The sequence below is a fragment of the Pseudomonas sp. Tul2A7 genome (assembly GCF_054790505.1).
In genome coordinates, this window is sequence record NZ_CP186499.1 from 2828435 (window position 1) to 2854365 (window position 25931).

General features: G+C 60.9%; 23 protein-coding genes. 7 read left to right on the plus strand and 16 right to left on the minus strand.

The features are described 5' to 3' along the window. Position 1: 1 nt before the first annotated feature. The 5 genes from ACOYXJ_RS12750 to ACOYXJ_RS12770 all read right to left on the minus strand — a co-directional run bounded on the left by ACOYXJ_RS12750 (position 2) and on the right by ACOYXJ_RS12770 (position 3376). Complete coding sequence (locus ACOYXJ_RS12750) at positions 2-427, minus strand: DUF350 domain-containing protein (RefSeq protein WP_460369737.1); 426 nt, start codon at positions 425-427, stop codon at positions 2-4. A 15-nt stretch (positions 428-442) separates the two neighbouring features. Further along, complete coding sequence (locus tag ACOYXJ_RS12755) at positions 443-1093, minus strand: DUF2491 family protein (protein ID WP_102901729.1); 651 nt, start codon at positions 1091-1093, stop codon at positions 443-445. A 198-nt stretch (positions 1094-1291) separates the two neighbouring features. After that, complete coding sequence (locus ACOYXJ_RS12760; RefSeq protein WP_038362095.1) at positions 1292-1990, minus strand: PspA/IM30 family protein; 699 nt, start codon at positions 1988-1990, stop codon at positions 1292-1294. Positions 1991-2007: 17 nt separating this feature from the next. After that, positions 2008-2676: a YjfI family protein gene (locus ACOYXJ_RS12765; protein ID WP_102901728.1), complete on the minus strand. Its 669-nt coding sequence runs from the start codon at positions 2674-2676 to the stop codon at positions 2008-2010. A 145-nt stretch (positions 2677-2821) separates the two neighbouring features. Continuing rightward, positions 2822-3376: a cysteine hydrolase family protein gene (locus tag ACOYXJ_RS12770; protein WP_150793922.1), complete on the minus strand. Its 555-nt coding sequence runs from the start codon at positions 3374-3376 to the stop codon at positions 2822-2824. Between the two features lie 101 nt (positions 3377-3477). Between ACOYXJ_RS12770 and ACOYXJ_RS12775 the strand changes: the two genes are divergently transcribed. The 3 genes from ACOYXJ_RS12775 (at position 3478) to ACOYXJ_RS12785 (ending at position 6617) form a co-directional block, all read left to right on the plus strand. Beyond that, on the plus strand, positions 3478-4479 hold the full coding sequence (locus ACOYXJ_RS12775) for a GlxA family transcriptional regulator (protein WP_460369741.1): 1002 nt from the start codon (positions 3478-3480) through the stop codon (positions 4477-4479). A 280-nt stretch (positions 4480-4759) separates the two neighbouring features. Continuing rightward, complete coding sequence (locus tag ACOYXJ_RS12780; RefSeq protein ID WP_460369743.1) at positions 4760-5869, plus strand: DUF3182 family protein; 1110 nt, start codon at positions 4760-4762, stop codon at positions 5867-5869. Continuing rightward, the gene (locus tag ACOYXJ_RS12785; RefSeq protein ID WP_007917206.1) at positions 5859-6617 is read left to right on the plus strand and encodes an alpha/beta hydrolase family protein; all 759 of its coding nucleotides are present in this window, start codon (positions 5859-5861) and stop codon (positions 6615-6617) included. The genes ACOYXJ_RS12780 and ACOYXJ_RS12785 overlap by 11 nt, the downstream gene beginning before the upstream one ends. 115 nt (positions 6618-6732) lie before the next feature. Here ACOYXJ_RS12785 and ACOYXJ_RS12790 read toward each other — a convergent pair whose 3' ends face one another. From ACOYXJ_RS12790 to ACOYXJ_RS12805, 4 genes are read right to left on the minus strand one after another with little or no spacing between them, the layout of a single operon-like run. Further along, on the minus strand, positions 6733-7719 hold the full coding sequence (locus tag ACOYXJ_RS12790; protein WP_460369745.1) for a lysylphosphatidylglycerol synthase domain-containing protein: 987 nt from the start codon (positions 7717-7719) through the stop codon (positions 6733-6735). Continuing rightward, a complete protein-coding gene (clsB, locus tag ACOYXJ_RS12795) occupies positions 7716-8990 on the minus strand; it encodes a cardiolipin synthase ClsB (protein WP_460369747.1) in 1275 nt (424 codons plus the stop codon). The genes ACOYXJ_RS12790 and clsB overlap by 4 nt, the downstream gene beginning before the upstream one ends. Continuing rightward, entirely contained in the window at positions 8987-9784 is a 798-nt protein-coding gene (locus ACOYXJ_RS12800; protein WP_102901721.1) for an endonuclease/exonuclease/phosphatase family protein, read from the minus strand. Before ACOYXJ_RS12800 ends, clsB begins: the two co-directional genes overlap by 4 nt. Beyond that, positions 9781-10707: a DUF72 domain-containing protein gene (locus ACOYXJ_RS12805; RefSeq protein WP_460369750.1), complete on the minus strand. Its 927-nt coding sequence runs from the start codon at positions 10705-10707 to the stop codon at positions 9781-9783. The genes ACOYXJ_RS12800 and ACOYXJ_RS12805 overlap by 4 nt, the downstream gene beginning before the upstream one ends. Before the next feature lie 485 nt (positions 10708-11192). Here ACOYXJ_RS12805 and ACOYXJ_RS12810 point away from each other — a divergent pair, with 485 nt between their 5' ends. Then, on the plus strand, positions 11193-13286 hold the full coding sequence (locus tag ACOYXJ_RS12810) for a mechanosensitive ion channel family protein (protein WP_460369752.1): 2094 nt from the start codon (positions 11193-11195) through the stop codon (positions 13284-13286). Positions 13287-13403: 117 nt separating this feature from the next. Here ACOYXJ_RS12810 and ACOYXJ_RS12815 read toward each other — a convergent pair whose 3' ends face one another. Further along, positions 13404-17690 (minus strand): DEAD/DEAH box helicase, encoded by a 4287-nt coding sequence (locus ACOYXJ_RS12815; RefSeq protein WP_460369754.1) that lies wholly within the window; start codon positions 17688-17690, stop codon positions 13404-13406. A gap of 278 nt (positions 17691-17968) precedes the next feature. Here ACOYXJ_RS12815 and ACOYXJ_RS12820 point away from each other — a divergent pair, with 278 nt between their 5' ends. Together ACOYXJ_RS12820 and ACOYXJ_RS12825 are read left to right on the plus strand one after the other, a co-directional pair. Next, entirely contained in the window at positions 17969-18853 is an 885-nt protein-coding gene (locus ACOYXJ_RS12820) for a sugar nucleotide-binding protein (protein ID WP_034155952.1), read from the plus strand. After that, complete coding sequence (locus ACOYXJ_RS12825) at positions 18846-19778, plus strand: NAD-dependent epimerase/dehydratase family protein (protein WP_102901716.1); 933 nt, start codon at positions 18846-18848, stop codon at positions 19776-19778. The genes ACOYXJ_RS12820 and ACOYXJ_RS12825 overlap by 8 nt, the downstream gene beginning before the upstream one ends. Positions 19779-20241: 463 nt before the next feature. Here ACOYXJ_RS12825 and ACOYXJ_RS12830 read toward each other — a convergent pair whose 3' ends face one another. The 5 genes from ACOYXJ_RS12830 to ACOYXJ_RS12850 form a co-directional block, all read right to left on the minus strand. Continuing rightward, positions 20242-20940 carry an OmpW/AlkL family protein gene (locus tag ACOYXJ_RS12830; RefSeq protein ID WP_460369757.1) on the minus strand — a complete coding sequence of 233 codons (699 nt, stop codon included), beginning with the start codon at positions 20938-20940 and terminating at the stop codon, positions 20242-20244. 222 nt (positions 20941-21162) lie between these two features. Further along, entirely contained in the window at positions 21163-21681 is a 519-nt protein-coding gene (locus tag ACOYXJ_RS12835; protein WP_102899949.1) for a DUF3299 domain-containing protein, read from the minus strand. Between the two features lie 11 nt (positions 21682-21692). Beyond that, positions 21693-22958: an ABC transporter permease gene (locus ACOYXJ_RS12840; RefSeq protein WP_150793934.1), complete on the minus strand. Its 1266-nt coding sequence runs from the start codon at positions 22956-22958 to the stop codon at positions 21693-21695. Position 22959: 1 nt separating this feature from the next. Then, positions 22960-23670: an ABC transporter ATP-binding protein gene (locus tag ACOYXJ_RS12845; RefSeq protein WP_460369759.1), complete on the minus strand. Its 711-nt coding sequence runs from the start codon at positions 23668-23670 to the stop codon at positions 22960-22962. Between the two features lie 138 nt (positions 23671-23808). Then, on the minus strand, positions 23809-24408 hold the full coding sequence (locus ACOYXJ_RS12850; protein ID WP_460369761.1) for a DUF2796 domain-containing protein: 600 nt from the start codon (positions 24406-24408) through the stop codon (positions 23809-23811). A gap of 135 nt (positions 24409-24543) precedes the next feature. Here ACOYXJ_RS12850 and ACOYXJ_RS12855 point away from each other — a divergent pair, with 135 nt between their 5' ends. Continuing rightward, positions 24544-24903 carry a hypothetical protein gene (locus ACOYXJ_RS12855; RefSeq protein WP_460369763.1) on the plus strand — a complete coding sequence of 120 codons (360 nt, stop codon included), beginning with the start codon at positions 24544-24546 and terminating at the stop codon, positions 24901-24903. A gap of 4 nt (positions 24904-24907) precedes the next feature. Here ACOYXJ_RS12855 and trxA read toward each other — a convergent pair whose 3' ends face one another. Next, complete coding sequence (gene trxA, locus ACOYXJ_RS12860; protein WP_460369765.1) at positions 24908-25780, minus strand: thioredoxin; 873 nt, start codon at positions 25778-25780, stop codon at positions 24908-24910. Positions 25781-25931 lie beyond the last annotated feature (151 nt).

The window sequence follows — 25931 nt, forward strand, 5'->3', positions numbered from 1 at the left end:
ATCAGTTGGACGGTGTCATGCACGCGGCGTTGAGCATGCCGACGCTGATCGCGACCGCCGCGACATAGATGCCGGAAGCGATTTCACCGTTGGCGATACGCTGCGAAGTGCCTTTGAGCACCAGGCCTGTGGCGAGGAACGCGAGCAGTTGCACGACGGCGGCAATCACTGCCCACAGTACAAAGTCGAGGACGTTGACCGAAAACGCGATCACGTTACTGGCCGGAATCGCGAAGCCGATGATCGCGCCGGACAGGGCGATGGCGGCGGCGATGTTGCCGGAGCGGATCAGCTCGAATTCCTTGTGCGGCGTGATGCGCGTGTAGACGAATTGAAACAGCATGAACAGCAGAACGGCGCCGATGAGGTAGACGACGAAACCGACCAGCGCGGTTTTGTTCAGCGAAACGGCCAGCATTTCCAGCATGAAAAACTTCCTTTTTTAAATGGTGCTCAGATCTGTCGTGTACAGCGAAATGCCCAGCGAGGTGCTCAGGCTGACGGTGCCTTCTTCGTCCTGTTCGACGGAGAACAGCAGCAATTCGCGGCGATCGGTCAGGCCGGTCTCGCGCGCATAAAGCATTGAGTGATGTTCGATGGTGTAGCTCTCGTCCGGATTGACCACTTGCTCGGTCATCGGTACGAGTTCGGTCTGGCCTCGTTCGGTGCCCCACTCGCGGGTGTATTCGACACCGTCGTGGCTGTAGGCGGGCAGGCCGATCTGGCTGTCGGGGCCGGCGAGGCGCTGCAGTTCGGCGTCACTGTTGACGGTCACGTAACTGAGGTAATTGAACAGGGTGACCGATTCGATCTGATCTTCACCGGTAACGTGAATCTGTAGCCAGAAATCCTCGTCGTTCATGTAATAGCGGTGCAGTTTGTTGGACTGGCCGAGGTCGACCCAGCCGTGGCTCCAGATCGCCTGATCGAAGGGCACGCGCACCGTGGTCGAGCCATCGAGCAGCAGCGCCAGGGTTGTATCGAACCTGACGGCCTTGCCCTGAGCCATACCAAGTGGGCCACTGGCCACGGTCGGTGTTGGCGCAGCGGTCTGCCAGTTGCTGGTGCCCAGCAAGTCTTTAAACCATCCCATGGGTACGTTCCTTGAAGCGGGTGGAGGTGTTCGTCGGCGAAAAAGCGTGGCTAGTGTACCGGGCTGCGCGATCAACAACACGCCACAAACCACGTGGGAGCGAGCCTGCTCGCGAAAGCGTCATGTCAGCTGACTCATATGCCGACTGATATTCCGTCTTCGCGAGCAGGCTCGCTCCCACAGGTTTTGTGCAAATGCTTACTGAGCGGACTTTTGCTTCAGGCGCTCAAGAATCGCATTGGCGCTGCCTTCGTTCGGCGTGATGCCGGCGTCGCGCAGTTTGCGTTCCAGGTCGTTGCCGGTCGAGGCATCAGCCAGCTCGTCCGCAGCGCTGAGTTCAGCCGCACGTTGCTGCTGCTTGGCTTGCAGGCGGTTCAACGTACCCACTGCAGTTTCCAGTTTGCCATTGGCACCGCCGCTGGCGATGGAGGCGCTGACCTGGGCTTTCTGCACGCTTTCACGGGCCTTGGCCATGTCCACTTGCTGGCGCAGGCTCTTGATCCGCGACTCGGCTTTGCTGATGTCTTTGCGCATGTTTTCGGCGTAAGTGCCGAACTCGTCGCTCTGCTTTTTCTCAACATCCAGCTCGTTGGTCAGGGTCGAAATCGCTTCGGCCACTTCCAGTGCCAGGTCTTCACGGCCGGCGTTCAGCGCCGAGACGGCCTTGGCTTCCAGATCCTTGATCTTGGCGTCGTACTCGCTCACGCGGTCGGCAGCCAGTTTGTGTTTGGCCATGATGGTGACCAGTTCGCGACGAGCGTTCGACAGCGCGCTGTCGGCATCGCGGATTTCCTGATCGAGGATGCGCAGGGCCTGTTGGTCAGCGATCGCTTCGCCGACTTCATTGGCGCCGCCGCGCAGTGCGGTGAACAACTTGCTCCAGATGGACTGAGTCATTGGATATTCCCTGTTGATTACTTGAAGAAGTGTTCGAAGGCTTCACTCGCGCGCTGCACGTTGTCGACCAGGGTTTTCACCTCGGTGACGACGTTGGTCAGGCTCGAGTCGGCGCTGAGGGCGCCAAACATGTTGTAAACGGTCTGCCCGTTGGGCATCGACTCGATACCGATCGACGATAGCGGGAACATTTCCCGGCTGCGCAACACGGCGTCGTTGAAGGCCGCTACGTCCGAGATCGAATCGATGTCCACCAGCACGGTGTCGACGATGATCTGCTGGCCGGCCAGGGCGATATGAATCGGCAGACCGCCGAATTCGTTCATTTCCAGCTTGATGCTGGGTTCGGAGCTCTGGATCAGCGACAGCGTGATCTCTTGCGAAGCCACCTCGTCCAGGGCCTTGAGGGCGTTGAAGAGGCTATCGATGGTCCAGTTGTTGCCTGCGCTCATGTAATTCTCCGACATGAAAGAGCCAGCCAGAATCGGTTGGCGTAGCTGTTGCTCCATTTGCTTGAGCAAGCTTCGGTTTTCGGGAAGCACCCAAGTTTCGTGTTTCACATAACCGGCAGCGGCCAGGCCCGCGCGCATCTGCTTCATATAGAAGCTCGACGGTTTTTTCGTGGACGCTTTCGCACGCTCTCCCTTGGGGCTTTCTGATTTCGCGGTGGGGGAACGGCTTTTCATGGCAATGGCTCGGTTATGGGCATCTCACGCGTGAGCCACACTACAACCAATTCAAAGTGCCATCAATGGCTCACGCGTGAGATTTTTATGACAGACAAAAAAAGGCCCGCGACAAGGCGGGCCTGGTGTTTTTGCAGAATGTTGCTTAGCGCTGGGTGGTGAGGAACTGGTCAGTGGACACCACGCTGGCGTAGGCGAAACCCAGCGCCGACATGAACGCGGCGTGGACGTGGGCCGCCGGCACCGTAAGACCATTGAACTCAAGATCGCGGCTGGCGCAGGCATCGTGAATCACCGTGACGGCATAACCCAGATCCGCCGCCGCACGGGTAATGCCGTCAACGCACATGTGGCTCATGCTGCCGACCACCACCAGTTCCTTGATGCCTTGTTCGTCGAGGATGGCCTGCAGTTCGGTTTCGCGGAACGAGTTGACGAAGTGTTTGAGCACCACCGGTTCATCCGCACGGTTGAGCACTTTCGGATGCAGTTTGGCGCCGTCCGAACCCGGTGTGAAAAACGGCGCGTCCGCTGAGGTGAATTCGTGGCGAATGTGTACCACCGAATCGCCGGCCTCGCGGAACGCGGCGATCAGCCGGGCGGCGTTGTCGGCAGCGGCGTCGGCCCCGGCCAGCGGCCACTTGCCTTGGGGGAAGTAGTCGTTCTGGATATCGACTACGATGAGCGCTTGCTTGGCCATGGGTGTGTCCTCGATGTGTTGGCTGGAAGTGGCTTCAGTATTGGCCCTGGCCAGCGATTCGAGGATTGGCCGCACCGACAATAGACAGGGGAAAACTGACAATGGGCGCAGAAAGGGCCGCCGTCGCTGAATTGGGCGTGCTGATCTATCCGGGCGCGCAAATGGCGGCGGTGCACGGTTTGACCGATCTGTTTGCGGTGGCCAACCGGATTGCCGCCGAGCATCAGGCCGCGCAGTTGCCTGTGCTGCGGGTCAGTCACTGGCAGGTCGAAGGTGATCAGCCGCCAACGCGCACTTACGCCAGTCATGCGGGTGACGACAGCGCTTTGCTGGCGGTGCTGATTCCGCCATCGATCGGCGGGTTCTCGGCGGCGCAAGCACCGGCCAGCCTGATGCAGTGGTTACGCGATCAACATGCCAACGGGGCGACGCTGGGCGGGGTTTGCGTAGGCTCGCTGCTGTTGGCTGAAAGCGGTCTGCTCGACGGCCGCAGCGCCACCACCCACTGGACCTCGGCCAAGGCCTTCGCCGAGCGTTACCCGAAGATCAAGCTCAAGGCTGATACGCCGATTGTCGACGACGGCGACCTGATCACCACGGCTGGATTGATGGCGTGGTCGGAACTGGGATTACGTCTGGTCGACAGGTTGCTCGGGCCGAGCATTGCCACCGGCACCGCGCGATTTCTGGTGATAGAGCACAGTGACAGCGCCAGTGAGTGCGGCAGTAATTTCGCGCCGATTCTCGGGCATGGCGATGCGGCGATTCTCAAGGTTCAGCACTGGCTGCAAAGCACCGGCGCGACGGATGTTTCCTTGACTGCGATGGCGGAGCGGGCGGGGCTGGAGGAACGCACATTTCTGCGCCGGTTTCGTGCGGCGAGCGGGTTGAAACCGACCGAGTACTGCCAGCATCTGCGGGTGGGCAAGGCGCGGGAAATGCTCGAGTTCAGCAATGGCACGATTGATCACATTGCGTGGACGGTGGGCTATCAGGATCCGGGCGCGTTTCGTGCGATTTTCAGGAAGATCACCGGGCTGGCGCCGAGTGATTATCGGGCGCGGTTTGGGGTGAGCCCGATCCCGAAAGCAACGAACATCTAATGTAGGAGTGAGCCTGCTCGCGATAGCAATCTGTCAGAAAACCGTGAGGTGACTGACCCACCCCTATCGCGAGCAGGCTCACTCCTACAAGAGACCGCACAAGGTTAGGGATCGTGCAATTTGCCGGGGTTTTGCACGCGTTCGTGCAGATTGAAACAGGCGTGGTGCCAGTACGTTTTCGGCAAGTTTCTGATTTCTCTAGAATTTTCGTAGAGCGGCCGTTGGCCTGATCTCTGCACCTCTCATCGCTACAGTCATCGAACCGATGGAAGGGGGACGCATGACCCCGACACCCCGCAGGAAAATCGTTGTTGCCCACTCGGTGCGCGCCGACGCACCGCAACATGAAGTACAGACCAACAAGGCCCTGGCGCGATGGCTGGCGCAGATTCTCGGATGCAAGTTCGGCGGCAGTTACGACCCGGACAAACACCGCGGCCGTGACCTGTATCTGCTACCGACGCAAACCATTGTCGGCACGGCCAGCGCTCATCAACTCGGTATCACAGGCCCTGACGATTTGTGGGGTGGCTTTGTCGAGCACGATTTCATCTGCACCAAAGCGATCAGCCACGGTTTGCGCAGTCATCTGGCTCAGGCGCCGCAAGGCTGGTCGCCGTTATTTTCCGAGCGCGTGCGTAACGTGGTCCTCGATGGCCTAAGCGTTTTTGCGCTGGAAGACGCGCGGCCCGCTGCCGAGCACTTGCTGTACAACGGCCCGATCCGCTTGAAGCCGGTTCACGCCTGCGCCGGTCGCGGGCAGGAAGTGATCAAGAGTCTCGACGCGTTCGACGAAATCCTGGCCCGCCCCGATATTGCAAAGCAGTTCAGCGAGGGGGTGGTGCTGGAACAGGACTTGAGCGATGTCGTCACCCACAGCGTCGGCCAGTCATTCATCGGCGACAAAGTGTTGAGCTACTGCGGTGATCAATACTTGACCAAGGACGCCCACGGCGAAGAGGTCTACGGCGGCTCGAATTTGCTGGTGGTGCAGGGTGGGTATGAAGAACTGCTGAAGCTGGACCTGCCCGACGATGTGCGTCTGGCCATTGAGCAGGCGCAGGTTTTCGACGCTGCCGCCGATGAAGCTTATCCACGCTTCTACGCCTCGCGGCGCAATTACGACATTGCTCAGGGCCTGGACAGCAACGGCAAAACCCGCAGCGGTGTACTCGAACAGTCTTGGCGCATGGGCGGTGCCAGTAGCGCCGAAGTGGCAGCGCTGCAAAGCTTCGTCAACGATCCGGGAATGCGCGCGATCCGCGTGTCTTCGGTGGAAACCTACATCGATCAGCCGCTGCCAGCGGACGCCATCGAGGTGTATCGCGGCCCGGCCGAGAACAGTGAATTTCTCCTTAAATACGTAACGGTCAAATCCTATGACGGCTAGAAGCGAAAGCATTCAAATCGACATTGATGATGAACAGATGAGCGGGACCTTTCTCAGTCCCAAATCGAAAGTGCCGGGGGTGTTGTTTGTGCATGGTTGGGGCGGTAGCCAGGAGCGCGACCTTGAGCGCGCCAAAGGCATCGCCGGTCTCGGGTGTGTGTGCCTGACGTTCGACTTGCGCGGACATACCGGCGGTACCGGGATCCCGCTGACCCGTGTAACGCGCGAAGACAATCTGCGTGATTTGCTCGCGGCGTATGACCGCTTGCTCGCGCATCCGGCGCTCGACACCTCGGCGATTGCCGTGGTCGGCACCAGTTATGGCGGTTACCTGGCGGCGATCCTCACCTCGCTGCGCCCGGTGCGCTGGCTGGCGTTGCGCGTGCCGGCGCTGTATCGCGACGAGCAATGGCACACGCCCAAGCGTGAACTGGACAAGGCTGATTTGCGTGATTACCGCAGCACGCTGGTGCGCGCCGACACCAATCGGGCATTGCATGCCTGTTCGCAATTCACCGGCGATGTGTTGCTGGTGGAATCGGAAACCGATGACTATGTGCCCCACGCGGCGATCATGAGTTACCGCGCGGCGTGCCAGCAGACCCATTCACTGACGCACCGGATTATCGACGGCGCCGACCATGCGTTGAGCGAGCCGGTGTCGCAGCAGGCGTACACCTCGATTCTGGTGGACTGGATTACCGAGATGGTCGTGGGCGAGCGGTTGAGCATTATTCAATCAGCATGATCTTCTAGTGTTCTTTCGGACGCCTTCGCGAGCAGGCTCGCTCCCACATTTGGAATGCATTCAACCTGTGGGAGCGAGCCTGCTCGCGAAGAGGGCATCAGCCTCAGCACGCCTCTCAGGAAGGTTTCTTCTCTATTCGCAGCGCCTTGGCCTTGGCCTCCACCACCAGATACATCACCACCGTAATCAACAACGGCAACAGAAAATAAATCGCCCGATACGCCAACAGTCCCGCCACCAGACTGCCACGTGAAGCCTCGTGTTGCAGCAACGCCACGAACACCGCTTCCAGCACGCCAAGCCCCGCCGGAATATGCGTGATGACCCCGGCAATCGCACTGATCAACAACACCCCCAGCACCAGCGGATAATCCAGTTTGCTCGGCAACAAGGTGAAAATCACCGCCGCCATCAGTGACCAGTTCAACGCGCCCAGCAGCAATTGCAGGACTGCCATGCGCAACGACGGCAGGTTGATTTCCACGCCGCGAATCGACCACTCGCGACGTTTGGAAAACTGACACGCGGCCAGATAGCCGGCGCTGATCAGCAGCAACAACACGCCGATGCCTTGCAGCGCACTGCTGCTGATTTTCCAGCCCGGCGGCATTGTCACCAATCCACTGCTGAACACTACGCCGGCGATGGTCATGTAGCCGAACCAGTTGGTCGCCAGGCTCAAACCGAGGATCTTGGCGATGTTGCCTTTGCTCACCCCAAGGCGCGAATACAGCCGGTAGCGCATGGCGATGCCACCCACCCACGCGCTCAGATTCAGGTTGAACGCATAGCTGATGATCCCCACCGGCAGAATCTGTTTCCAGGTCAGGTCCTGACGAATGTAAGTGCGGCCGATCAGGTCGAAACTGGCGTAGGTGAGAAAACTCAGCAAGGTCAGTCCGGCGGCAATGATCAGCGTGCGTACCTTGAAGTCGGCGAGGGTTTCCAGCACTTCGGCCCATTCGATGCGCGTGGCGAACATCGTCAGCAACACGATCAGCGCGAGGAAAAACAGCAAGGTCAACGGGCGTTTCCAGCGGCTCCATTTCGAGTGCGTTGCTGGCGCCGAATGCTGGGCGGAATGCACCTCGGAATGGCTCATGAGCGGTCACCTCGAAACGGCTTGAGTCTTGGTTTGTGCGCCGGCAGCCAACCGGCCATCGCCGGGAAATGCCGCAGGAAGTGGAACACCAGAAAACCTACGGTCATGTGCCAGATGCGGCCACGCGGCGACTTGCTGGGGTCCATGGCTTTGCAATGGTTTTGACTGAGGTCTTCGAGGCGTTCGAACAGATGCTGATTGAACGCGCGGTCGCGGATCAGCACGTTGGCTTCGAGGTTAAGCGACAGGCTCAGCGGGTCGAGATTGCTTGAACCGACGGTGCTCCATTCGTCGTCAACCAGCGCCACTTTGCCGTGCAGCGGGCGCTGACAATATTCGTGAATCTGTACGCCAGCCTTGAGCAAATAATCGTAGGTCATGCGCGCGGCGAGTTTGGCCACCAGCATGTCCGGCTGGCCTTGCAGAATCAGCCGCACCTCGACCCCGCGCCGAGCTGCATTACGGATTTCCCGCAGCAAACGATAACCGGGGAAGAAGTAGGCGTTGGCGATCACCACCCGGCGTTTGGCGCGGCGCAGCGCCTGTAAATAAATGTCTTCGATGTCGGTGCTGTGTTGATCGTTGTCGCGGAACACCAGGCGCACCTGACCATCGTGGTCATCGAAAGCCATCTCCGCGCGACGCTGGCGCCGACGTTGCCACCAGAACCGCGCACGGCCCGGCCGACCACTTTGCAGCAGGGCGAAATGATGGATGTCGGCGACTGCCGGCCCTTGGACCTGCACCGAATAATCCTGCTTCGCTTCAGGGCCGAAATCAGCGAGGTGATCGCCGGAAAAGTTGATCCCGCCAATAAACGCGATCAGGCCATCGACCACCACGATCTTGCGATGCAAACGGCGGAACCAGTTGGTGCGAATGCCCAGGTGTTTCGGTGCCGGATCGAAGATTTGCAGATGCACGCCGGCATCGCTCAGCGCGGTCAGATAACCGGTGGTCAACTCGCCGCAACCAAAGCCGTCGAGGCTGACCGTGGTGCGCACACCACGCCGGGCAGCGTCGATCAGAATCTCCTGTAACTCGGCGCCGACCTTGTCTTCGAAAACGATAAAGGTCTCGAGAAGGATTTCACTCTTCGCCGCGCGCATCGCTTCGAACACTCGCGGGAAATACTCCTCGCCGTTCTCCAGCAACTCGACCCGATTGTTGCCCTGCCAGCGATACTCGACATCAACCTGGCCGGGCTCGCGTATCGGCGGGGTGATGGCGACCGGTTCCACGGCGGATTTCTCCAGCGGCGCGCTGCTCATAGTTCGATCTCTACCGATAAAGGAACGTGGTCGGAAAGGTGCGACCAAGGCCGGTTCGCCAGAACTTTCGGCTGGCTGGCCTTGAGGTTGCGCACGTAAATACGATCAAGGCGCAGCGTTGGCAGGCGCGCCGGAAAACTACGCGCCGGTTTGCCCTGGTGCTCGGCGAACACTTCGCGCAGGCCGCAGGGTTTGAGCTGCGCATCGGCGCGCTGGCGCCAGTCATTGAAATCGCCCGCGACGATCACTGGTGCGTCGTCGGGCAACTCCGCCAAGCGTTGCATGAGCAAATCCAGCTGGGCATTGCGATGACTTTCGCGCAGGCCCAGGTGCACGCAGATCGCATGCACTTCGGTGCCGTCACCCGGCAGACGCAGCACGCAATGCAGCAGGCCGCGGTTCTCGTGGCCGTTGATCGACACGTCGAGGTTGTCGTGACGGATGATCTGGAATTTCGACAGCAACGCATTGCCGTGGTCGCCCTCCGGGTACACCGCATTGCGCCCATAGGCGAACTGCGGCCAGAGGCTGTCGGCGAGGAATTCGTACTGCGGCATCGTCGGCCAGTTGCTGTAGCGCTTGGGATGATGTTCGTGGGTGCCATGGACTTCCTGCAGGAACACCACGTCGGCCGCGACGCTGCGCACCGCTTCGCGCAATTCCGGAAGAATGAAGCGCCGGTTGAGGGCGGTAAATCCCTTGTGGGTGTTGACCGTCAGCACGGTAAATGTGCGCACGGACGGCGCAACGACCGAGCCTTCATCGGTGAAGCCGACCGGTTCTGGAATACTCATGCCAACACTCCTTCGCCAGCGGGTTCGCCGGGGGTGGTGGCGAGGTCTTTATCCAATTCGAAACGATGCAGCAGATCACGGGCGTCGTACGGCGCGCGGACTTTGATGTCGTTGTCGAAATAGCAGAACACTTCGCGGGATTTGCGTGCGCGTGGCTTCAAGCGTGGGGCGATCAGGTGCGCGTCTTTGGGTTGCTCGCCGTGGTGCCAGGCGTCGATGCGTTCGGCCCAGCGCTTGAGGGCTGGCGCGGTGTAGCCGCTGGCGTAGAGTTCTTCGGCACCGTGCAGGCGCAGGTAGACAAAGTCGCTGGTGAGATCTTCGCGGTACGGCCATTTGTCCGCAGTGTCGGCGATCACCAGCGCGGTATTGTGGCGTTTCAACAAGCGCACGAACTCGGGGTCGATGAAGCTCTCGTTGCGGATTTCCACGGCATGGCGCAGCGGCTTTTTGCGCCAGGCTTTCATGCTGGCGTGGCCGTGCAGGTGAGCGTCGTGTTGATGGGCGAGGGTGGCGGCGGCTTCGGTATCGTGGGGCAATAACGAGAGGAAGTGTTCAAAGCGCTCAGGCTCGAATTTGAAGTTCGGCGGAAATTGCCAAAGGATCGGACCGAGTTTTTCCTTGAGTTCCAGCACCCCGGAGGCGAAGAAATTGGCCAGAGGCTTTTCAATCTCGCGCAAGCGGCGGATGTGGGTGATGAAGCGCGGCGCCTTGACGCTGAAGACGAAGTCGTCGGGCGTTTCGGCGTACCACTGCGCATAGCGCTCCGGCCGTTGCAGGGCGTAGAACGATCCATTGATTTCGATGCTGTTGACCGCCCGCGAAGCGAACTGCAATTCGCGTTTCTGCGCCAGTCCCTTGGGGTAGAAGTCCCCGCGCCACGGTTCGTAGCGCCAGCCGGAAATACCGATGTGAATCGTTGCCATGCCACCCTCCCGTTGAAAGCCCTCGTGTTGCCGGTATCTTTTGATGACTGCTGGCGGTTCGGGAAAGTTTCGATGGCGTTACGGACGGTCACGTCGAAGGCGAAGATCAAAAGCGCTCCCCCTCACCCCAACCCTCTCCCCCAGAGGGGGCGAGGGGGAAGGGAGCTGATCTTCAGGGTTCTCAGGATTCGAGTTCGACTCCGGACTCTCAGGTCGGTGTAACAAGATCAGGCAACTCGGTCGGCTCCCTCTCCCTATGGGCGGTCCGACGTTTCGGGAGGGCTGGGGTGAGGGTGCTCTTGAACTTGCCTTCGCGGTTTTGAAGGCCTGAGTTCGACTGTGGACTTTCAGATCGGTGCAGCCAGATCAGGCAACTCGGTCAGTGCCCTCTCCCTCTGGGAGAGGGCTAGGGTGAGGGGGCTCTTGAACTTGCTGTGCAATTACCGATCAGTTCCTTACAGGTTCAGCCAAGGGAGATCGGAGTTTTGGTCAAGTTCAGGATCGCCATTCTGCTGGGAGCACTGCTGTTTCTCGGCGCCAGTGAAATCGACGCCGCCGCATTGCCGGGTGTCCCGGCTGCCGCTGAAGAAGCGGCCAAACCTGAACCGATTGTGCAAGGCGGTCTGCTCGGCGCGATCAGTTCGAGCATCGACGACGTCCAGGACAAACTCGATCTCAACGAACACCTGGTCGATGCCTGGCGCCTGCGCGCCGATCGCGCCGCCGATGAAGTCGACAAACTGGTCAACCAGCCGTCGAATCGCTCGGGCTGGAGCGTCGCTGGGGATTTCCTCTCGTTGTCCGGCACTTGGCTCGGCAGTTTCGCGCTGCTCACCGTGCTCGGCAGCCTGTTGACCAAACGCCTGCGCGAGGGTCGCTGGTTGCGCACCCATCAGCGCAGTCAGGATCTGATTGGTTACTTGCTGCCGTACACCGTGCCAGCGCTGATCTGCCTGCCGCTGACCCTCTACGTCAGCCATTTCCTGCAAGCCTCGGTAGGCCGCGCGCTGGCGCTGTGTCTGGCCTACGCCACCAGTAGCGGCATCTTTTCTACCTCGATGTTGTTGTGTGTGGTGGTGATGTTCAACGTCGGCCACAAACGCCCGGCGGCGCGGATCATTCGTGATTATTGCCCGCGCCCGCTGTTCCTGATCGGCTTTCTCGCCGCCCTCAGCGATGCGCTGACCAGCCCGCAGATCGCCCGCCAACTGGGCGGCAATATCACCAGCAGCGTCGCGGTATTCACCGGCCTGATCGCCTCGATCATTTTCGGCTTGCTGGTGATTCGCCTGCGCCGCCCGGTAGCGCATCTGATCCGCAATCGTTCGCTGAGCCAACGGCTGAAACAACCTTCGTTGCAGGAGTCGCTGCGGATCTTTTCCGGGCTGTGGTACTGGCCGATCGTGCTGATGGTGCTGGTCTCGGCGGTCAACCTGATCGGTATTGGCGAGGACAATCAAAAGGCCCTGCGCTGCGCGCTGTTCACCACGGTGTTGCTGATCGGCACGGTGTTTCTCAGCACGATCCTGCAGCACTTGTTCAAGTCGCGAAAAGCCGAAGCGATCCAGCGCAGCAGCGCTTACAAGGAACGCTTTCTCAGTCTGTTGCACGCCTTGCTGCGGATCGTCATCGCCATTGCCTTTATCGATATCCTCGGGCGGATCTGGGGCGTGTCGCTGCTCGATTTTGCCCAGAGCAGCACGGTCGGAAGAGCCATCAGCAACGCGTTAAGCAGCATCGGCCTGATCTTCCTGGTCACGTGGTTGTTGTGGGTGGTGCTCGACACGGCGATTCAAGAAGCGCTGAAACCGCCGCTCAGCAAGCGCGCGGCGCGGCAGCCGAGTACGCGGGTGAAAACCATCCTGCCGCTGCTGCGCAACGCGATCAAAATCATCCTCGTGGTGATCTGCGCAATCACCACCATGGCCAATCTGGGGATCAACGTTGCGCCACTGCTGGCCGGTGCCGGGGTGGTCGGTCTGGCCATCGGTTTCGGTTCACAGCAATTGGTGCAGGACGTGATCACCGGGTTGTTCATCATCATTGAAGACACCCTGTCGATTGGCGATTGGGTGGTGCTTGACTCGGGCCATGCCGGTACGGTCGAAGGACTGACTATTCGTACCCTGCGTCTGCGCGACGGCAAGGGCTTTGTGCATTCGGTGCCGTTCGGCCAGATCAAGGCAGTGACCAATCAATCGCGGCAGTTTGCCTTTGCGTTTTTCTCGGTGCAGTTCACCTACGACACGGACGTGGATAAAGCCATCGAGCTGATCCGCGAGACCGGTGATTCGATCCGCGAAGACCCGTTTCTCAAGTACAACCTCCAAGGGCCGCTGGATGTGTTCGGCGTCGACAGGATGGATTTGAATGGCGTGGTGCTGACGGCGCAGTTCCGCACGGTGTCGGGGGGGCAGTATGCGGTGAGTCGGGCGTTCAATCAGCGCTTGAAGAAGCTTGTGGATAACAGTCCTGTGGTGCATTTCGCGCAGACTTATCCACAGCAGGTTTTGTTGCCGAAGCGGCAGCAGGAGGGTGAGGTCGTGGCGAGCGAGGTGCCACAGGAATCGCGGACTTGACTGCCGGGTTTTGAGGTGGGATTACCGACGCCATCGCGAGCAGGCTCACTCCTACATTTTGGAATGCGTTCCCCTGTAGGAGTGAGCCTGCTCGCGATGACTTCAGTCCAAACACCCTCAATGCCGGATCAATTTGCCGCGCACCTGCTCCATGCCGATCTGATCCAGCTCCAGCCAGAACTGTTGCTTGCCGGCAATCTCCGCCGCCGCCGGCAAACCATCCCGATACACCAGCCGATTATTCACCAGCGCCGGCACTTTCACCCCCGGCAACAACGTCCCGGCCAGGTTCAGCGGATCCACCCCGCACACCGCCACCAGACTGCCGTCATGCGGCCGCCGTCGTACTTCGCGCAACAACGCAATCGCCTCGGGCAAGGCAAACTGTTCCCCCGCCAAACCACTGACAAACCGCCCGCCACGAATCTCTCCACGCGCTTCCAGCCGATGAAACGTGCGCAGCAATTCGCGCCAACTCGGCAACCAGTCCGCCTCGCGCTCCAGCAAGCGCCAGAACACCACGCCATAGCGCCGCAGCAACGTCATCGCGACGTGCTCCAGGGTTTCGCTGTTATCCACAGCCGCCCCGCGCCGCAGCAAGGCCCAGCGCCCGGCGTCATCCATTCCACCGATAAAAGCGCCGCGCCCGCGCCGACTGCTGCGCTGCTGGCGCTTGCTTGCCGGGGTGATCAATGCGCGCAGGCCTGCGAAGCTGTCGGCATTCACCAGACCGGCGCCGACCAGTTCCTGCAAGGCGATTTCCAGCTCGGTGCGCAGCAGGTGCGCTTCATGAATCAGCTCATCGAAAAACAGCGCGCCGTGCTGACTCAAGGCTTCAAATACCTTCCGGGTTTTCGGCGAGAGTTCGCTCACTGAGGTCTGTTCAGCCAACGCACTCCACAATCCGACCTGACTGCGCGGTAGCAACACAATCGGCGTGCTGCGTAATGCCGTGCCACTGACTTTTTGCCGGGCACTGAGGCGCGTCCACACCAGTTTGCCGTTGCGGCACAGCTCATCCAGCCAGCTCGGTGAGTAGTCCTTGAGCCGCGCCGGGAGGAGGTCGCTGTCCCACGCCGAAGCCGCCGCCGCGTAGCCTTCAAACTGGCCGACAATCGCCGGCAACACGGTGCTGCCCTGGCCGCGCGTCGAGGGCGACAGATGCTGCCAGTCGAACAGAAACCGCATGAAATCCTGCAACGCCACCGGTTCGATTTCCCGGCGCAGGCGCTTGACCGTGTAGCGATGAATACGCGCGAGCAGATGCCGTTCGCACCATTCCTCGACATTGAGTTTCGGCGTGAATTGACCACGCAGCACATAACCTTCGCGCTCCAGTTGGGCGAGGGTCTGATGGACTTGCGCGGCCGGCAATGCGAGCGGTTCGGCGACGGCGGGCAATGGCAGTGGGCCGAACGCACCGAGTCGCGCGCGGAGCACTTCGACCAAGGCCTCGTCGAACGTCCAGGCTTCATCGAACCCCGGTAACGCCTCCAGTTCGTCTTGCAATTTGGCCTGTGGATAAAGCGCTTGCAGACAGGTCAGGCGTTCGCGGGCCAGCCACAAGCCATGCTCGGAGTCGATCTGCAAACGGCAGGCGCGACCGCTGCTGGACAGGGTTTCCAGCCACTCTCGCCAGCCTTCGTTCGCTTGCACTTCTGCCTCGCTGATACACGCCAGGCTCATCAGCGCCTCATGCATTTCATCCACAGCGTTCGGTGTCGGCCAGGCTTCTTCGCGCACGGCGTTAATAGCGTCCGCGTCCAGCGCACCGAGGTCGTCGGTCGATTGCGGATCGCTCCAGCGCCGGTTGATCACTGCCTGAGTGCGACGTTCCTCGAGCGGTGCATCGTCAAGAAAGGTGTACGGCCGCGCACTGAGAATTTCTGCGGCGAGCGGCGAGGGCGCCGGCAGATCGCGACTGATCAAACGCACCTCGCCACGCTCCATGCGCCGCAGCAGATTGAGCCAGCCTTCGCTGTCCATCGCCTCGTGGAGGCAATCGTCGAGAGTTTGCTCGATCAGCGGGTGCTCGGGAATTTCCCTTTCGCCGGCGAGGTTTTCCAGGCAGGCAATCTGATCGGGAAACACGCTGGCGATCAGGTCTTCACTTTTCATCCGCTGCAATTGCGGTGCGACTTTGCGCCCACCGGTGAAGCGCGGCAACGCCAGCGCTACCCCGGCGTTCCAGCGCCAGCGCACGCCGAACAGCGGCGCATCGAGTACCGCTTGGATCAAAATGTGCTCGGCGCTGTTGCTGTGCAGGTAGCGCCAGATCTCGTCGAGTTCAAAGCTGTGGCTGGTGGACAGCGACAGCACGATCGCGTCTTCACTGGCAGCAGCCTGCAATTCGAAATTGAAGGTGCGACAGAAACGCTTGCGCAGGGCCAGGCCCCAGGCGCGGTTGATGCGGCTGCCGAACGGCGAATGGATGATCAATTGCGTGCCGCCGGACTCGTCAAAGAACCGCTCCATCAGCAGCGTGTCCTGCGAGGGCAGGGCGCCGAGGGTCTGCCGGGCGCGGGCGAGGTATTCGACCAGTTGCTCGGCGCTAGCAGGGTTGAGACCGAGGGTGTGCGTCAGCCAGTCGAGCGCCGGTTGCAGATCGCCGGGGCTGGCGCCGAGCAGTTCGTCGAGCTGCGCTTGCAGACGTGCCACGGCGAACGACAATTCATCACTGCGTCCCGGCGCTTCGCCAAGCCAGAAGGGAATGGTCGGCGGCTGGCCGTGGGCATCCTCGACCCGCACCTTGCCAGTTTCCACACGCAGGATCCGATACGACGTATTGCCGAGCTGGAACACATCGCCAGCAATGCTTTCCACCGCGAAGTCTTCGTTAACGCTGCCGATGTTCAGGCCTTGCGGCTCGAGCATGACGCTGTAATCGGCGTTGTCGGGAATGGTGCCGCCGCTGGTCACGGCAGCGAGTTTCGCGCCACGGCGGCCACGCAAGGTGCGGCTGACGGCGTCGCGGTGCAGGTAGGCGCTGCGGATGCCTTGGCGACCGTTGTAACCTTCGGCGAGCATGCTCAGCAGGGCCTGATAGTGCTTTTCGTCGAGATGGCGATAGGGCGAGGCTCGGCGGAACATCGTGAGTAAGGCGTCCTCCGACCATTCCTGACAACTGACCTCGGCGATGATTTGCTGGGCGAGTACATCCAGCGGTGCTTCGGGGATGTGCAGGGTGTCGAGTTCGCCACGGCGCACGCAGTCGAGCAAGGCGGTGCATTCGATCAGGTCGTCGCGGGTGGTGGCGAACAATCGACCCTTGGGTGTGCCGCCGACCTGGTGTCCGGAGCGGCCGACGCGTTGCAGAAACCCGGCGATGGAGCGCGGCGAAGCAATCTGGCAGACCAGATCGACTTCGCCGATATCGATGCCCAATTCCAGCGACGCGGTGGCAATCAGCACTTGCAGTTCACCACGTTTGAGGCGTTGTTCGGCGTCGAGGCGAAACTCCTTGGCCAGACTGCCGTGGTGCGCCGCCACTGCGTGCTTGCCGAGGCGTTCGCTGAGGTGTCGGCTCAGGCGCTCGGCGAGGCGCCGTGTGTTGACGAAAATCAGCGTGGTGCGGTGCGCGCGGGCAAGTTCCGCGAGGCGGTCGTAGACCAGTTCCCAGACATCGTTGGCCATGACTGCCGACAACGGCACTGGCGGCACTTCGATGCCCAGGTCCCGTGGCCGCGCGTGGCCAATGTCGATGATTTCGCAGGGGCGCTCATGGCCGACGAGAAATTGCGCCACCGCTTCCACCGGTTTCTGCGTGGCCGACAGGCCGATGCGGGTCAGCGGTTCGCTGCATAACGCCTGTAGTCGCTCAAGGCTCAGGGCCAGATGACTGCCGCGTTTGCCGGCGGCCATCGCGTGGATTTCATCGATGATTACCGTGCGCGTGGTGCCGAGCATTTTCCGTCCCGATTCCGAGCCGAGCAGTACGTAGAGCGATTCAGGAGTGGTCACCAGAATGTGCGGCGCCGATTTGCGCATGGCGGCGCGCTCTTTCTGTGGGGTGTCACCGGTGCGCACGGCGGTGGTGATTTGCAGCTCGGGCAGGTTCATCTGCCGCAGTTGCTCGGTGATTCCGGCCAGCGGGTTTTGCAGGTTGATGCGGATGTCGTTGGACAGCGCCTTCAGTGGCGAGACATAGACCACAAGCGTTTCATCGGGCAGGCCGTCGGGATTTTCCAGGCCACGGTGGACGAGGTCGTCGAGCACGGCGAGAAATGCGGTGAGGGTTTTGCCGGAGCCGGTGGGCGCGGCGATCAGGGTCGAGCGGCGCTGGTGGATCAACGGCCATGCACGGGCCTGGGCGGCGGTGACCGTCGGGAAAGTCTTGCTGAACCAGGCGCTGACGGCGGGGTGAAAGCCTGCCAGGGCCGCGTCCGTGGGGATGGGCAGATTCATGGCTCAAGTTATGCGGGCGCAGGGGGGAAGATGCAAGTACCGTTCGGGCCTCATCGCGAGCAGGCTCACTCCTACAGGGGAATGCATTTCAATTGTAGGAGTGAGCCTGCTCGCGATGGCGCCAGTCGAAGCGCTACAAATATCCGGGATGTACACTTTACGGATGACGGTTGCGCACTAAACCCGCAAAATGCAACGATTCCGGCAATTATCGACGACGGTTCCACGAGATCCGTCGCTAAAGCCATCGTTCCAATCAGACTGGGCCTGCTGACTCTATGCGAATGCGCCTTATGTTACTGGGCGGCGGAAATGCCCTTGGGCAGGCGCTGATTCGCCTCGGTGCAGAGGAAGACATCGGTTTCCTCGCCCCCCGCCCGCCCGAAAACGGCTGGGATGCCGCGAGCCTGACCCAATTGCTCGACGACACCCGTCCCGATGCATTGATCAACCTCGCCTACTATTTCGACTGGTTCCAGGCCGAAACCGTCAGCGAAAGCCGCATGGCCGGGCAGGAACGTGCGATCGAGCGTCTGGCCGAATTGTGCCAGCACCACAACATCGTCCTCGTGCAGCCCTCCAGTTATCGGGTGTTCGATGGTTCGCGCGCCACGGCGTATAGCGAAAAAGACGAGCCGGTGCCGCTGGGGCTGCGCGGTCAGGCGTTGTGGCGGATCGAACAAAGCGTTCGCGCCACTTGCCCGCAACATGTCCTGCTACGTTTCGGCTGGCTGCTCGATGACAGCCCCGATGGCACGCTCGGGCGTTTCCTCGCACGTGCCGAGCAACCGGACGAATTGCTGTTGGCGGATGACCGCCGTGGCAACCCGACGCCGGTCGACGATGCCGCGCGAGTGATCATTTCGGTGCTCAAGCAACTGGACTGCGCAGCGCCACTGTGGGGCACTTACCACTACGCCGGCCACGAGGCGACCACGCCGCTGGCGCTGGGTCAGGCGATTCTGACCGAAGCGCGCAGCCTGCACGCCCTGGCCATCGAAGCGCCGACCGCCCAGGCTCACGCCGCGCGGCCGGACGCTGCCGAAGAGCCGCAACACGCGGTGCTGGCCTGCAAGAAAATTCTGCACACTTTCGGGATCAAACCGCGCGCCTGGCGTGCCGCACTCCCGGGCTTACTGGATAGGTTCTACCGTCATGGCTGAAGGGACTGTTTTAATCACCGGCGGCGCTGGCTTCATTGGCTCGCACCTGACCGATGCGTTGCTCGCCAAGGGACATTCGGTGCGCATCCTCGACGACTTGTCGACCGGCAAGCGCAGCAACCTGCCGCTGGATAATCCAAAGCTTGAGCTGATTGTCGGTGATGTTGCCGATGCGGCGCTGGTGGCCAAGGCCATGCACGGCTGCAGTGCGGTCGCTCACCTGGCGGCCGTGGCTTCGGTGCAGGCCTCGGTGGATGATCCGGTGAAAACTCACCAGAGCAATTTCATCGGCACGCTGAACGTCTGCGAAGCCATGCGTCTGGCCGGGGTCAAACGGGTGCTGTATGCCTCCAGTGCGGCGGTGTACGGCAACAACGGCGAGGGCGAGTCGATAGATGAAGACACGCCCAAGGCGCCGCTGACGCCTTACGCCTCGGACAAACTGGCGGGCGAACAGTATTTCGATTTCTATCGCCGCCAGCATGGTCTGGAGCCGGTGATTTTCCGCTTCTTCAACATCTTCGGCCCGCGTCAGGATCCGTCCTCGCCGTACTCCGGGGTGATCAGCATCTTCAGCGAGCGCGCGCAGAAAGGCTTGCCGATTACCGTGTTCGGCGATGGTGAGCAGACGCGTGATTTCCTCTATGTGGAAGATCTGGTCGATCTGCTGGTTCAGGGGATCGAAAAGCCTGAGGTCGAAGTCGGCCCGGTGAACGTCGGCTGGAATCAGGCAATGAGCCTCAAGCAGATGCTTGAAGCACTGCAAGCGGTGGTCGGTGAATTGCCGCCGATCAGCTATGGCCCGGCGCGCTCTGGTGATATCCGCCATTCGCGGGCGAACAACGCTCGATTGCTGGAGCGCTTCAAGCTGCCACAGCAGACGCCGATGAGCGTGGGTTTGGCGCGACTACTCGGTCGCTCCTGAAAAGCCCCCTCACCCTAACCCTCTCCCAGAGGGAGAGGGGACTGACCGAGGTGTTCTTTCGAGTTACACCGACGTGAAATACCGAGTCGAACTCAAGTTTTGAAAGGCACCCAAATCGGCTCCCTCTCCCGGGGATAGGGGACTGACCGAGGTGTTGGATGAGATACACCGACCTGAAATATCGAGTCGAACTCGGATTTGAAAAGCACACAAATCGGCTCCCTTTCCCCCTCTCCCTGAGGGAGAGGGCTGGGGTGAGGGGGGAATCCAGCTCACGCCACAGCTTTCCAGCAGACATGAAAAAGGCGCCCTATGACAGGCGCCTTTTTCACGGCCGGAATATGTCGCTACTCCTGTGGCGAGGGGATGTTATCCCCCGATCAACTGCGTACGGTCGCCGTCAGTTCTATGCCTGCTCGCCCCAAGCCTCATTCACCACCACGTGAACGTTCGGTCAATCGACTTAGAACTTATAGCCCAAACCGACCATGTAGATGAACGGATCCACATCGACATTCACCCGTGCACGAGTGCCCGGCGCAACCGCGTTGTTCTCGACGGTGGCGCGGGTGTCGATGTCGATGTAACGCACTTGGGCGTTGAGCATGATGTTGTCGGTCAGCATGTAGTCAGCACCAATCTGCCAGGCCAGACCCCAGGAGTTTTTCGCCTTGAAGTTGCTGAAGCCGTTGGCGCTGGCTTCGCTGCCGACGTGTTCGTCGTAGATCCAGGTGTAGTTGATGCCGCCGCCAACGTACGGTTGGAAGGCCGATTTCGAATCCAGTGGGTAGTAGACAACGCTGAGGGTCGGCGGCAAGTGTTTCAGGGTGCCGAGCTTGCCATTGGCCGCTGGCAGGGCAGTGCCCTTGAGCTTGACGTCATGCTCGAACGGCGTGGCCGCGAGCAGTTCGAGGCCGACGTGATCGGTCAGCATGTAGGCGAAGTTGAGACCCAGTTGGGTGTCGCTGCTCATGGTCGCCTTGCCGCCCAGATTAGCGCCGCTCAACGGACCCTGATCGACCTTGACGCTGGAGCTGTCGGCCTTCGGGTTGACGGTGATCGCACCGGCGCGGATGAGGATGTCACCGGCTTCGTGGGCATGGGCGAGCGGGGCTGCGAGCGCGAGGGCAAACAGCGAAGCGCTGAGCAAGGACTTGTTCATGGGGGCTCCGAAAGGACGTTAAAAGTTTCTGATGTCCTATGGTACGAAGCCAACTGATACGGTCTTTTGACTCAGCTCAATGAAACAGTGAAGGGGCGGGTTTCTGTGGAACCTTTGAGGGCCTATTCGCGAGCAGGCTCGCTCCCACCCTGGAATGTGATCACCTGTGGGAGCGAGCCTGCTCGCGAAGACGATGGATCAATCAACACAAAACTGCCGGATTCACTCCGGCAGCTCATACACATAAATCTTGTCCGCATCCATCTGATACCCGGCATCCGCCAGTTCGCTGCTCGACGCCTTGACCTGCAACGGCCCCTCGACCCAGTAAGGCTGATACAGCTCATCGAGCTTCACGCCCAACTCGCTTTTCACATGCACGATCTGGTTCGACGGCGGTGGCGGCACATGGATGCACGCGCCGAAATACGGCACCAGCAAAAAGTCCGTGGTGCGTCCTTCTTCGTTGACTTCCAGCGGCACGATGTAGCCCGGCAAGCGAATATTCTGACCGTCGAGAGCCTTCACCACCGGCGCATTCGGCATGTCCTGTTTCGCCGCTGGCGCGGATTCGGCAGACAGCGCATCGCCCATCTTCGACAGGTCATGCAGCGGCGTCATGTTCGGCACCTCCGGCGCGGCGTCCGGCGGAATCATTTCCGACCACGTCAGGTCTTTCGGCGCCGCTGCCCACACGGGCAGGGCGACCAGCAATAGCAGCGCAAGTAAGGCGCGGGGCATGGTGAACATCCTCATAAACGGATCGACAGGCCATCGGCCAACGATTGGCGATAAGCGCGCCAGGCCGGCACGCTGCCCATCAGCAGCGCGGCGGCCAGAATGCCACCGAGCAGCGTCCATTCATACTCGCTCGGCCACGCCAGCGGCAGATACAAACCGTAATTGGCCTGCACATAACCCTGCGCGGCGGCGATGCCGATGTACAGCAACGCTAACCCTGCGATGACGCCTGTCAGCGCCAGTGCAAAAGCTTCGAGCACCAACAGGCTCGCGATATGCCACGGTCGCGCGCCGACCGAACGCAGAATCGCCATCTCGCGGCGCCGCTCGTTAAGGCTGGTGAGAATCGCCGTGAGCATACCGATCAACCCGGTCAGCACCACGAACAGCGAGACTACGAACAGCGCTTTTTCAGCAGTGCTCATCAGGCTCCACAACTCTTGCAAGGCCACGCCCGGGAGGATCGCCAACATCGGCTCACCACGAAACTCATTGATCTCGCGTTGCAATGCAAAGGTGGAAATCTTGCTGTTGAGACCGAGCATAAACGCGGTGATTGCTTGCGGCGTCAGATCCATGTTGCGCGCCTGATCCGCCGTGATCCGGCCGTTACCTCGCGCCGGCACGCCGTTGTGCCAGTCGATATGAATCGCCTCCATGCCGCCGAGGCTGATGTGCAACGTGCGATCGACCGGCGTGCCGGTGCGCTTGAGAATGCCGACCACGGTGAACGGCTTGTCGTCGTGCTTGACCAGACTGATCGCGGCCACGCCGTGGGCCAGCACCAGTTTGTCACCGAGCTTGTAATGCAGCGCATCCGCGACCTCGGCACCCAGCACCACTTCAAACGGATCGGTTGCAAACGCGCGACCATCGGCCAGTGCCAGGTGTTGTTGGCGACCGTACTGGTAATGCTCGAAATAGGCTTCAGTGGTACCCATTACGCGATAGCCGCGATGGGAGTCGCCGAGGGACATCGGGATTGCCCACTTCACTTTCGGGTTGCTGGCGAAGTGTTCGAAGCTGTCCCAACGGATGTTATTGGTGGCGTTGCCGATGCGGAACACCGAGTACAGCAACAGGTTTACCGAGCCGGAGCGGGCGCCGACGATCAGGTCGGTGCCGCTGATGGTGCTGGCGAAACTGGCTTTGGCTTCGGTGCGTACCCGCTCGACGGCGAGCAGCAGGCACACCGACAGGGCAATGGCGAAGGCAGTGAGCAGGGCGGTAAAGCGGCGGTTGGCCAGGCTGGCCATGGCCAGACGAAACAGATACATCTCAGACCTCGACAGACGTGGCGGCGCGATTGAGTTCGGCCAGGGACAGATGACGGTCGAACAGCGGCGCCAGGCTCTGGTCGTGGCTGACGAACAGCAGACTCGATCCGGCTTCGCGGCATTCGGCGAACAGCAGGCGAATGAAGTTTTCCCGAGCGTCGTAGTCGAGGGCCGAAGTCGGTTCGTCGGCGATCACCAGCTCAGGCTGACCGATCAAGGCACGGGCTGCAGCGACGCGCTGTTGTTGGCCGATCGACAGCGAATCGGCGCGACGGCTGAGGATGCTTTCGTCCTTCAAGCCCAAGTGGGCGAGGAGGGTGGCGGCGGCTTGAACGACACTGCCGTGGCGCTGTTTCGCCCGCTGTGCGCGCAATTTGGAAAAGTGGCACGGCAGCTCAACGTTCTCGCGGACCGAGAGAAACGGCAGCAAGTTGAACTGCTGGAAGATGTAGCCGGTGTGATCGACGCGAAACGTATCGCGAGCGCCGGCAGAGAGTTCGGTGAGTTCCTGGCCGAGCAGGCGAATGCTGCCGCGACCGGGTTTCTGCACGCCGCCGAGCAGGCCGAGCAGGGTGGTCTTGCCGCTGCCGCTGGGGCCTTTGAGGAACAGGGTTTCGCCGGCTTCCAGACGAAACGCCGGGATGTCCAGCAATGGCGGGTGGCCGGGCCAGTTGAAGCCCAGGTCGGACAGTTCGATGAGTGCTTGGGTCATTTGAAACCGGATATGGAGTTGAGTGGCCCCTTTGTAGGAGTGAGCCTGCTCGCGATAGCGGTGTACCAGTCAGCACTGAATCAACTGACAGTCTGCTATCGCGAGCAGGCTCACTCCTACAAGGGATCTTCACAGATTTCAGAATTTCAGGGCTGCAGCCTTGGCCGTCACTTCGGTACCTTGCTGGCCGCTGGCGCTGATCAGTTGTACCTGAATTTTCTGCGTCGCCGGGAAGGTATTGAAGACGTTCGCCAGATCCAGAGTCTTCAGCGCGCCCGGAGTGGCGCAGCTGAATTGATAATGCGCGTGGATTTCGCTGTGGTCATGGTGATGCTCGTGACCGTCCTTGTCCGCTTCATCGGCGTCATGGTCATCGGCATCCGGCTTGTCGCCGAACAACGGGCTTTCCAGTTCCTGGCTGAGCACTTTGCACCCGGCAGCAGCGGGCAGGCTGAACAGGGCCAAGGGTTTTTCCAGTTGCGCTCGGGCAGCGGCGACCTTGGCCTTGTCGGCATCGCTGGTGGCGACGTGTTCGAAACCGACGAGGTTCATCGCCGGGCTTTCCAGCTCCAGCTCCAGGGTCTGGCCATCCAGCGCCGCGTTCAGGCGACCCACGCCATGCTCATGCGCGCCGAGGCTGCCGTGTTCATGGTCGTGATCGTGGTCATGCTCATCGGCAGCATGGGCGATGGCCAGCGGCAACAGGGCAAACGGCAAAGCGAGCAGCAGACGACGCATGGCGGTCTCCGGGAAGTAAAGTGAAGAGTTTGTTATGTAATCTTATAACGAAAGTGCGCAGAGTTTGCCCGTGCGCTTGGCGTTGCACAAGTCCCGTGGGAGCATGCAGGTCAGAAATGTGCGGGAGCGAACTCAATGTTGCGGATACGCGGAACCGTCGGCGATGTGCCGGTGGATTTGACGGTGGAACTGGATGACGGCGATTGGGCGAAGCTCGGTTCAGCGCTGAATGGGCAGGCGCCGGTCGCTCAATCTGAGCCAGTCGCATCAGCCCCGGTGGCGAAACCGCTGAATCAGGACGATGCGTTATGGCAGGTGGCCAAGGATCTGTTGCGCAAGGCGGGGCAGCTCAGTGGGCCGGATCTGCTTGATCAACTGGAAGGCCTGACCGGCAGCGCGGGGGCGGGCAAACGCTTGTTGGTGCGCCTGCGCCACAGTTCGGACGTGAAAGTGGTGAGCGGCGGGGATACGCCGCTCTACAGCTGGATCGAATGAGGGCTTAGTACAGCGCCGCAAACATCTTGCGGCGGTACACCGTCACCAGCGGATGATCGTTGCCCAGCAGCTCGAACACCTGCAGCAAGGTCTTGTGCGGCAGGCCTTCGCTGTAGCTGCGGTTGCGGATGAACAGCTTCAGTAGTGCATCCAGCGCCGCTTCGTATTGCTGGCGCGCCAGTTGCTGAATCGCCAGTTGATACACCGCTTCATCGTCCTGCGGATTTTTCGCCAGACGCGCTTTCAGGTCAGCGGCATCCGGTAGGTCACGCGCCAGGCCAAGGAATTTGATCTGCGCCTTGGCCCCGGCCAGCGCGGCTTTGTGTTCGTCGCTTTTGACCGCGTCGAGCACGGTTTGCGCTTCATCCAGTTCGCCGCGCTCGGTCAGGCAGCGTGCATAAAGAATCAGGGCCTTGGCGTTGGTATTGTCTTCGTTGAGCATCACCACCAGCGCTGCCTCGGCATCGGCGTAACGGCCGTCATCGAACAACGCCTGAGCCTGTTCGAACGGATCGGCGGCGGCCGGTGGCGGCATTTGCACATGCGGCTCAAGCAGGGCGCGCACGGCGGATTCCGGTTGTGCACCGGCAAAGCCGTCGACCGGCTGACCGTCCTTGAACAGCACCACGGTCGGCAGGCTGCGAATGCCGAAGCGGGCGACGATGTCCTGCTCGATGTCGCAGTTGACCTTGGCCAGCAGCAATTCGCCCTGATAGCTCTCGGCAATGCCTTGCAGCATCGGCATCAGCGCTTTGCACGGCGCACACCATTCGGCCCAGAAATCCACCAGCACCGGTTTGTTGAAGGAAGCCTCGATCACCGACTGGTCGAAATCGGCCGTCGTGGCGTCGAAGATGTATGGCGTTTGCTGACTCATGGGGGATCTCGTCAAAGCGTGGATGGGGCAACTATACGGCTTGCTGGGGTGTGGCCGGAAGCGGTCAGCTTTTGAGAGGTGTGTTGTGGGCGGACGCCTTCGCGAGCAGGCTCGCTCCCACCCTGGAATGCATTCCCCTGTGGGAGCGAGC

Excerpts from the sequence above, each read along its gene's own strand:
- ACOYXJ_RS12750 (WP_460369737.1), bottom strand. The coding sequence starts at position 427 with ATGCTGGAAATGCTGGCCGTTTCGCTGAACAAAACCGCGCTGGTCGGT.
- ACOYXJ_RS12755 (WP_102901729.1), bottom strand. The coding sequence starts at position 1,093 with ATGGGATGGTTTAAAGACTTGCTGGGCACCAGCAACTGGCAGACCGCT.
- ACOYXJ_RS12760 (WP_038362095.1), bottom strand. The coding sequence starts at position 1,990 with ATGACTCAGTCCATCTGGAGCAAGTTGTTCACCGCACTGCGCGGCGGC.
- ACOYXJ_RS12765 (WP_102901728.1), bottom strand. The coding sequence starts at position 2,676 with ATGAAAAGCCGTTCCCCCACCGCGAAATCAGAAAGCCCCAAGGGAGAG.
- ACOYXJ_RS12770 (WP_150793922.1), bottom strand. The coding sequence starts at position 3,376 with ATGGCCAAGCAAGCGCTCATCGTAGTCGATATCCAGAACGACTACTTC.
- ACOYXJ_RS12775 (WP_460369741.1), top strand. The coding sequence starts at position 3,478 with ATGGGCGCAGAAAGGGCCGCCGTCGCTGAATTGGGCGTGCTGATCTAT.
- ACOYXJ_RS12780 (WP_460369743.1), top strand. The coding sequence starts at position 4,760 with ATGACCCCGACACCCCGCAGGAAAATCGTTGTTGCCCACTCGGTGCGC.
- ACOYXJ_RS12785 (WP_007917206.1), top strand. The coding sequence starts at position 5,859 with ATGACGGCTAGAAGCGAAAGCATTCAAATCGACATTGATGATGAACAG.
- ACOYXJ_RS12790 (WP_460369745.1), bottom strand. The coding sequence starts at position 7,719 with ATGAGCCATTCCGAGGTGCATTCCGCCCAGCATTCGGCGCCAGCAACG.
- clsB (WP_460369747.1), bottom strand. The coding sequence starts at position 8,990 with ATGAGCAGCGCGCCGCTGGAGAAATCCGCCGTGGAACCGGTCGCCATC.
- ACOYXJ_RS12800 (WP_102901721.1), bottom strand. The coding sequence starts at position 9,784 with ATGAGTATTCCAGAACCGGTCGGCTTCACCGATGAAGGCTCGGTCGTT.
- ACOYXJ_RS12805 (WP_460369750.1), bottom strand. The coding sequence starts at position 10,707 with ATGGCAACGATTCACATCGGTATTTCCGGCTGGCGCTACGAACCGTGG.
- ACOYXJ_RS12815 (WP_460369754.1), bottom strand. The coding sequence starts at position 17,690 with ATGAATCTGCCCATCCCCACGGACGCGGCCCTGGCAGGCTTTCACCCC.
- ACOYXJ_RS12820 (WP_034155952.1), top strand. The coding sequence starts at position 17,969 with ATGCGAATGCGCCTTATGTTACTGGGCGGCGGAAATGCCCTTGGGCAG.
- ACOYXJ_RS12825 (WP_102901716.1), top strand. The coding sequence starts at position 18,846 with ATGGCTGAAGGGACTGTTTTAATCACCGGCGGCGCTGGCTTCATTGGC.
- ACOYXJ_RS12830 (WP_460369757.1), bottom strand. The coding sequence starts at position 20,940 with ATGAACAAGTCCTTGCTCAGCGCTTCGCTGTTTGCCCTCGCGCTCGCA.
- ACOYXJ_RS12835 (WP_102899949.1), bottom strand. The coding sequence starts at position 21,681 with ATGCCCCGCGCCTTACTTGCGCTGCTATTGCTGGTCGCCCTGCCCGTG.
- ACOYXJ_RS12840 (WP_150793934.1), bottom strand. The coding sequence starts at position 22,958 with ATGTATCTGTTTCGTCTGGCCATGGCCAGCCTGGCCAACCGCCGCTTT.
- ACOYXJ_RS12845 (WP_460369759.1), bottom strand. The coding sequence starts at position 23,670 with ATGACCCAAGCACTCATCGAACTGTCCGACCTGGGCTTCAACTGGCCC.
- ACOYXJ_RS12850 (WP_460369761.1), bottom strand. The coding sequence starts at position 24,408 with ATGCGTCGTCTGCTGCTCGCTTTGCCGTTTGCCCTGTTGCCGCTGGCC.
- ACOYXJ_RS12855 (WP_460369763.1), top strand. The coding sequence starts at position 24,544 with ATGTTGCGGATACGCGGAACCGTCGGCGATGTGCCGGTGGATTTGACG.
- trxA (WP_460369765.1), bottom strand. The coding sequence starts at position 25,780 with ATGAGTCAGCAAACGCCATACATCTTCGACGCCACGACGGCCGATTTC.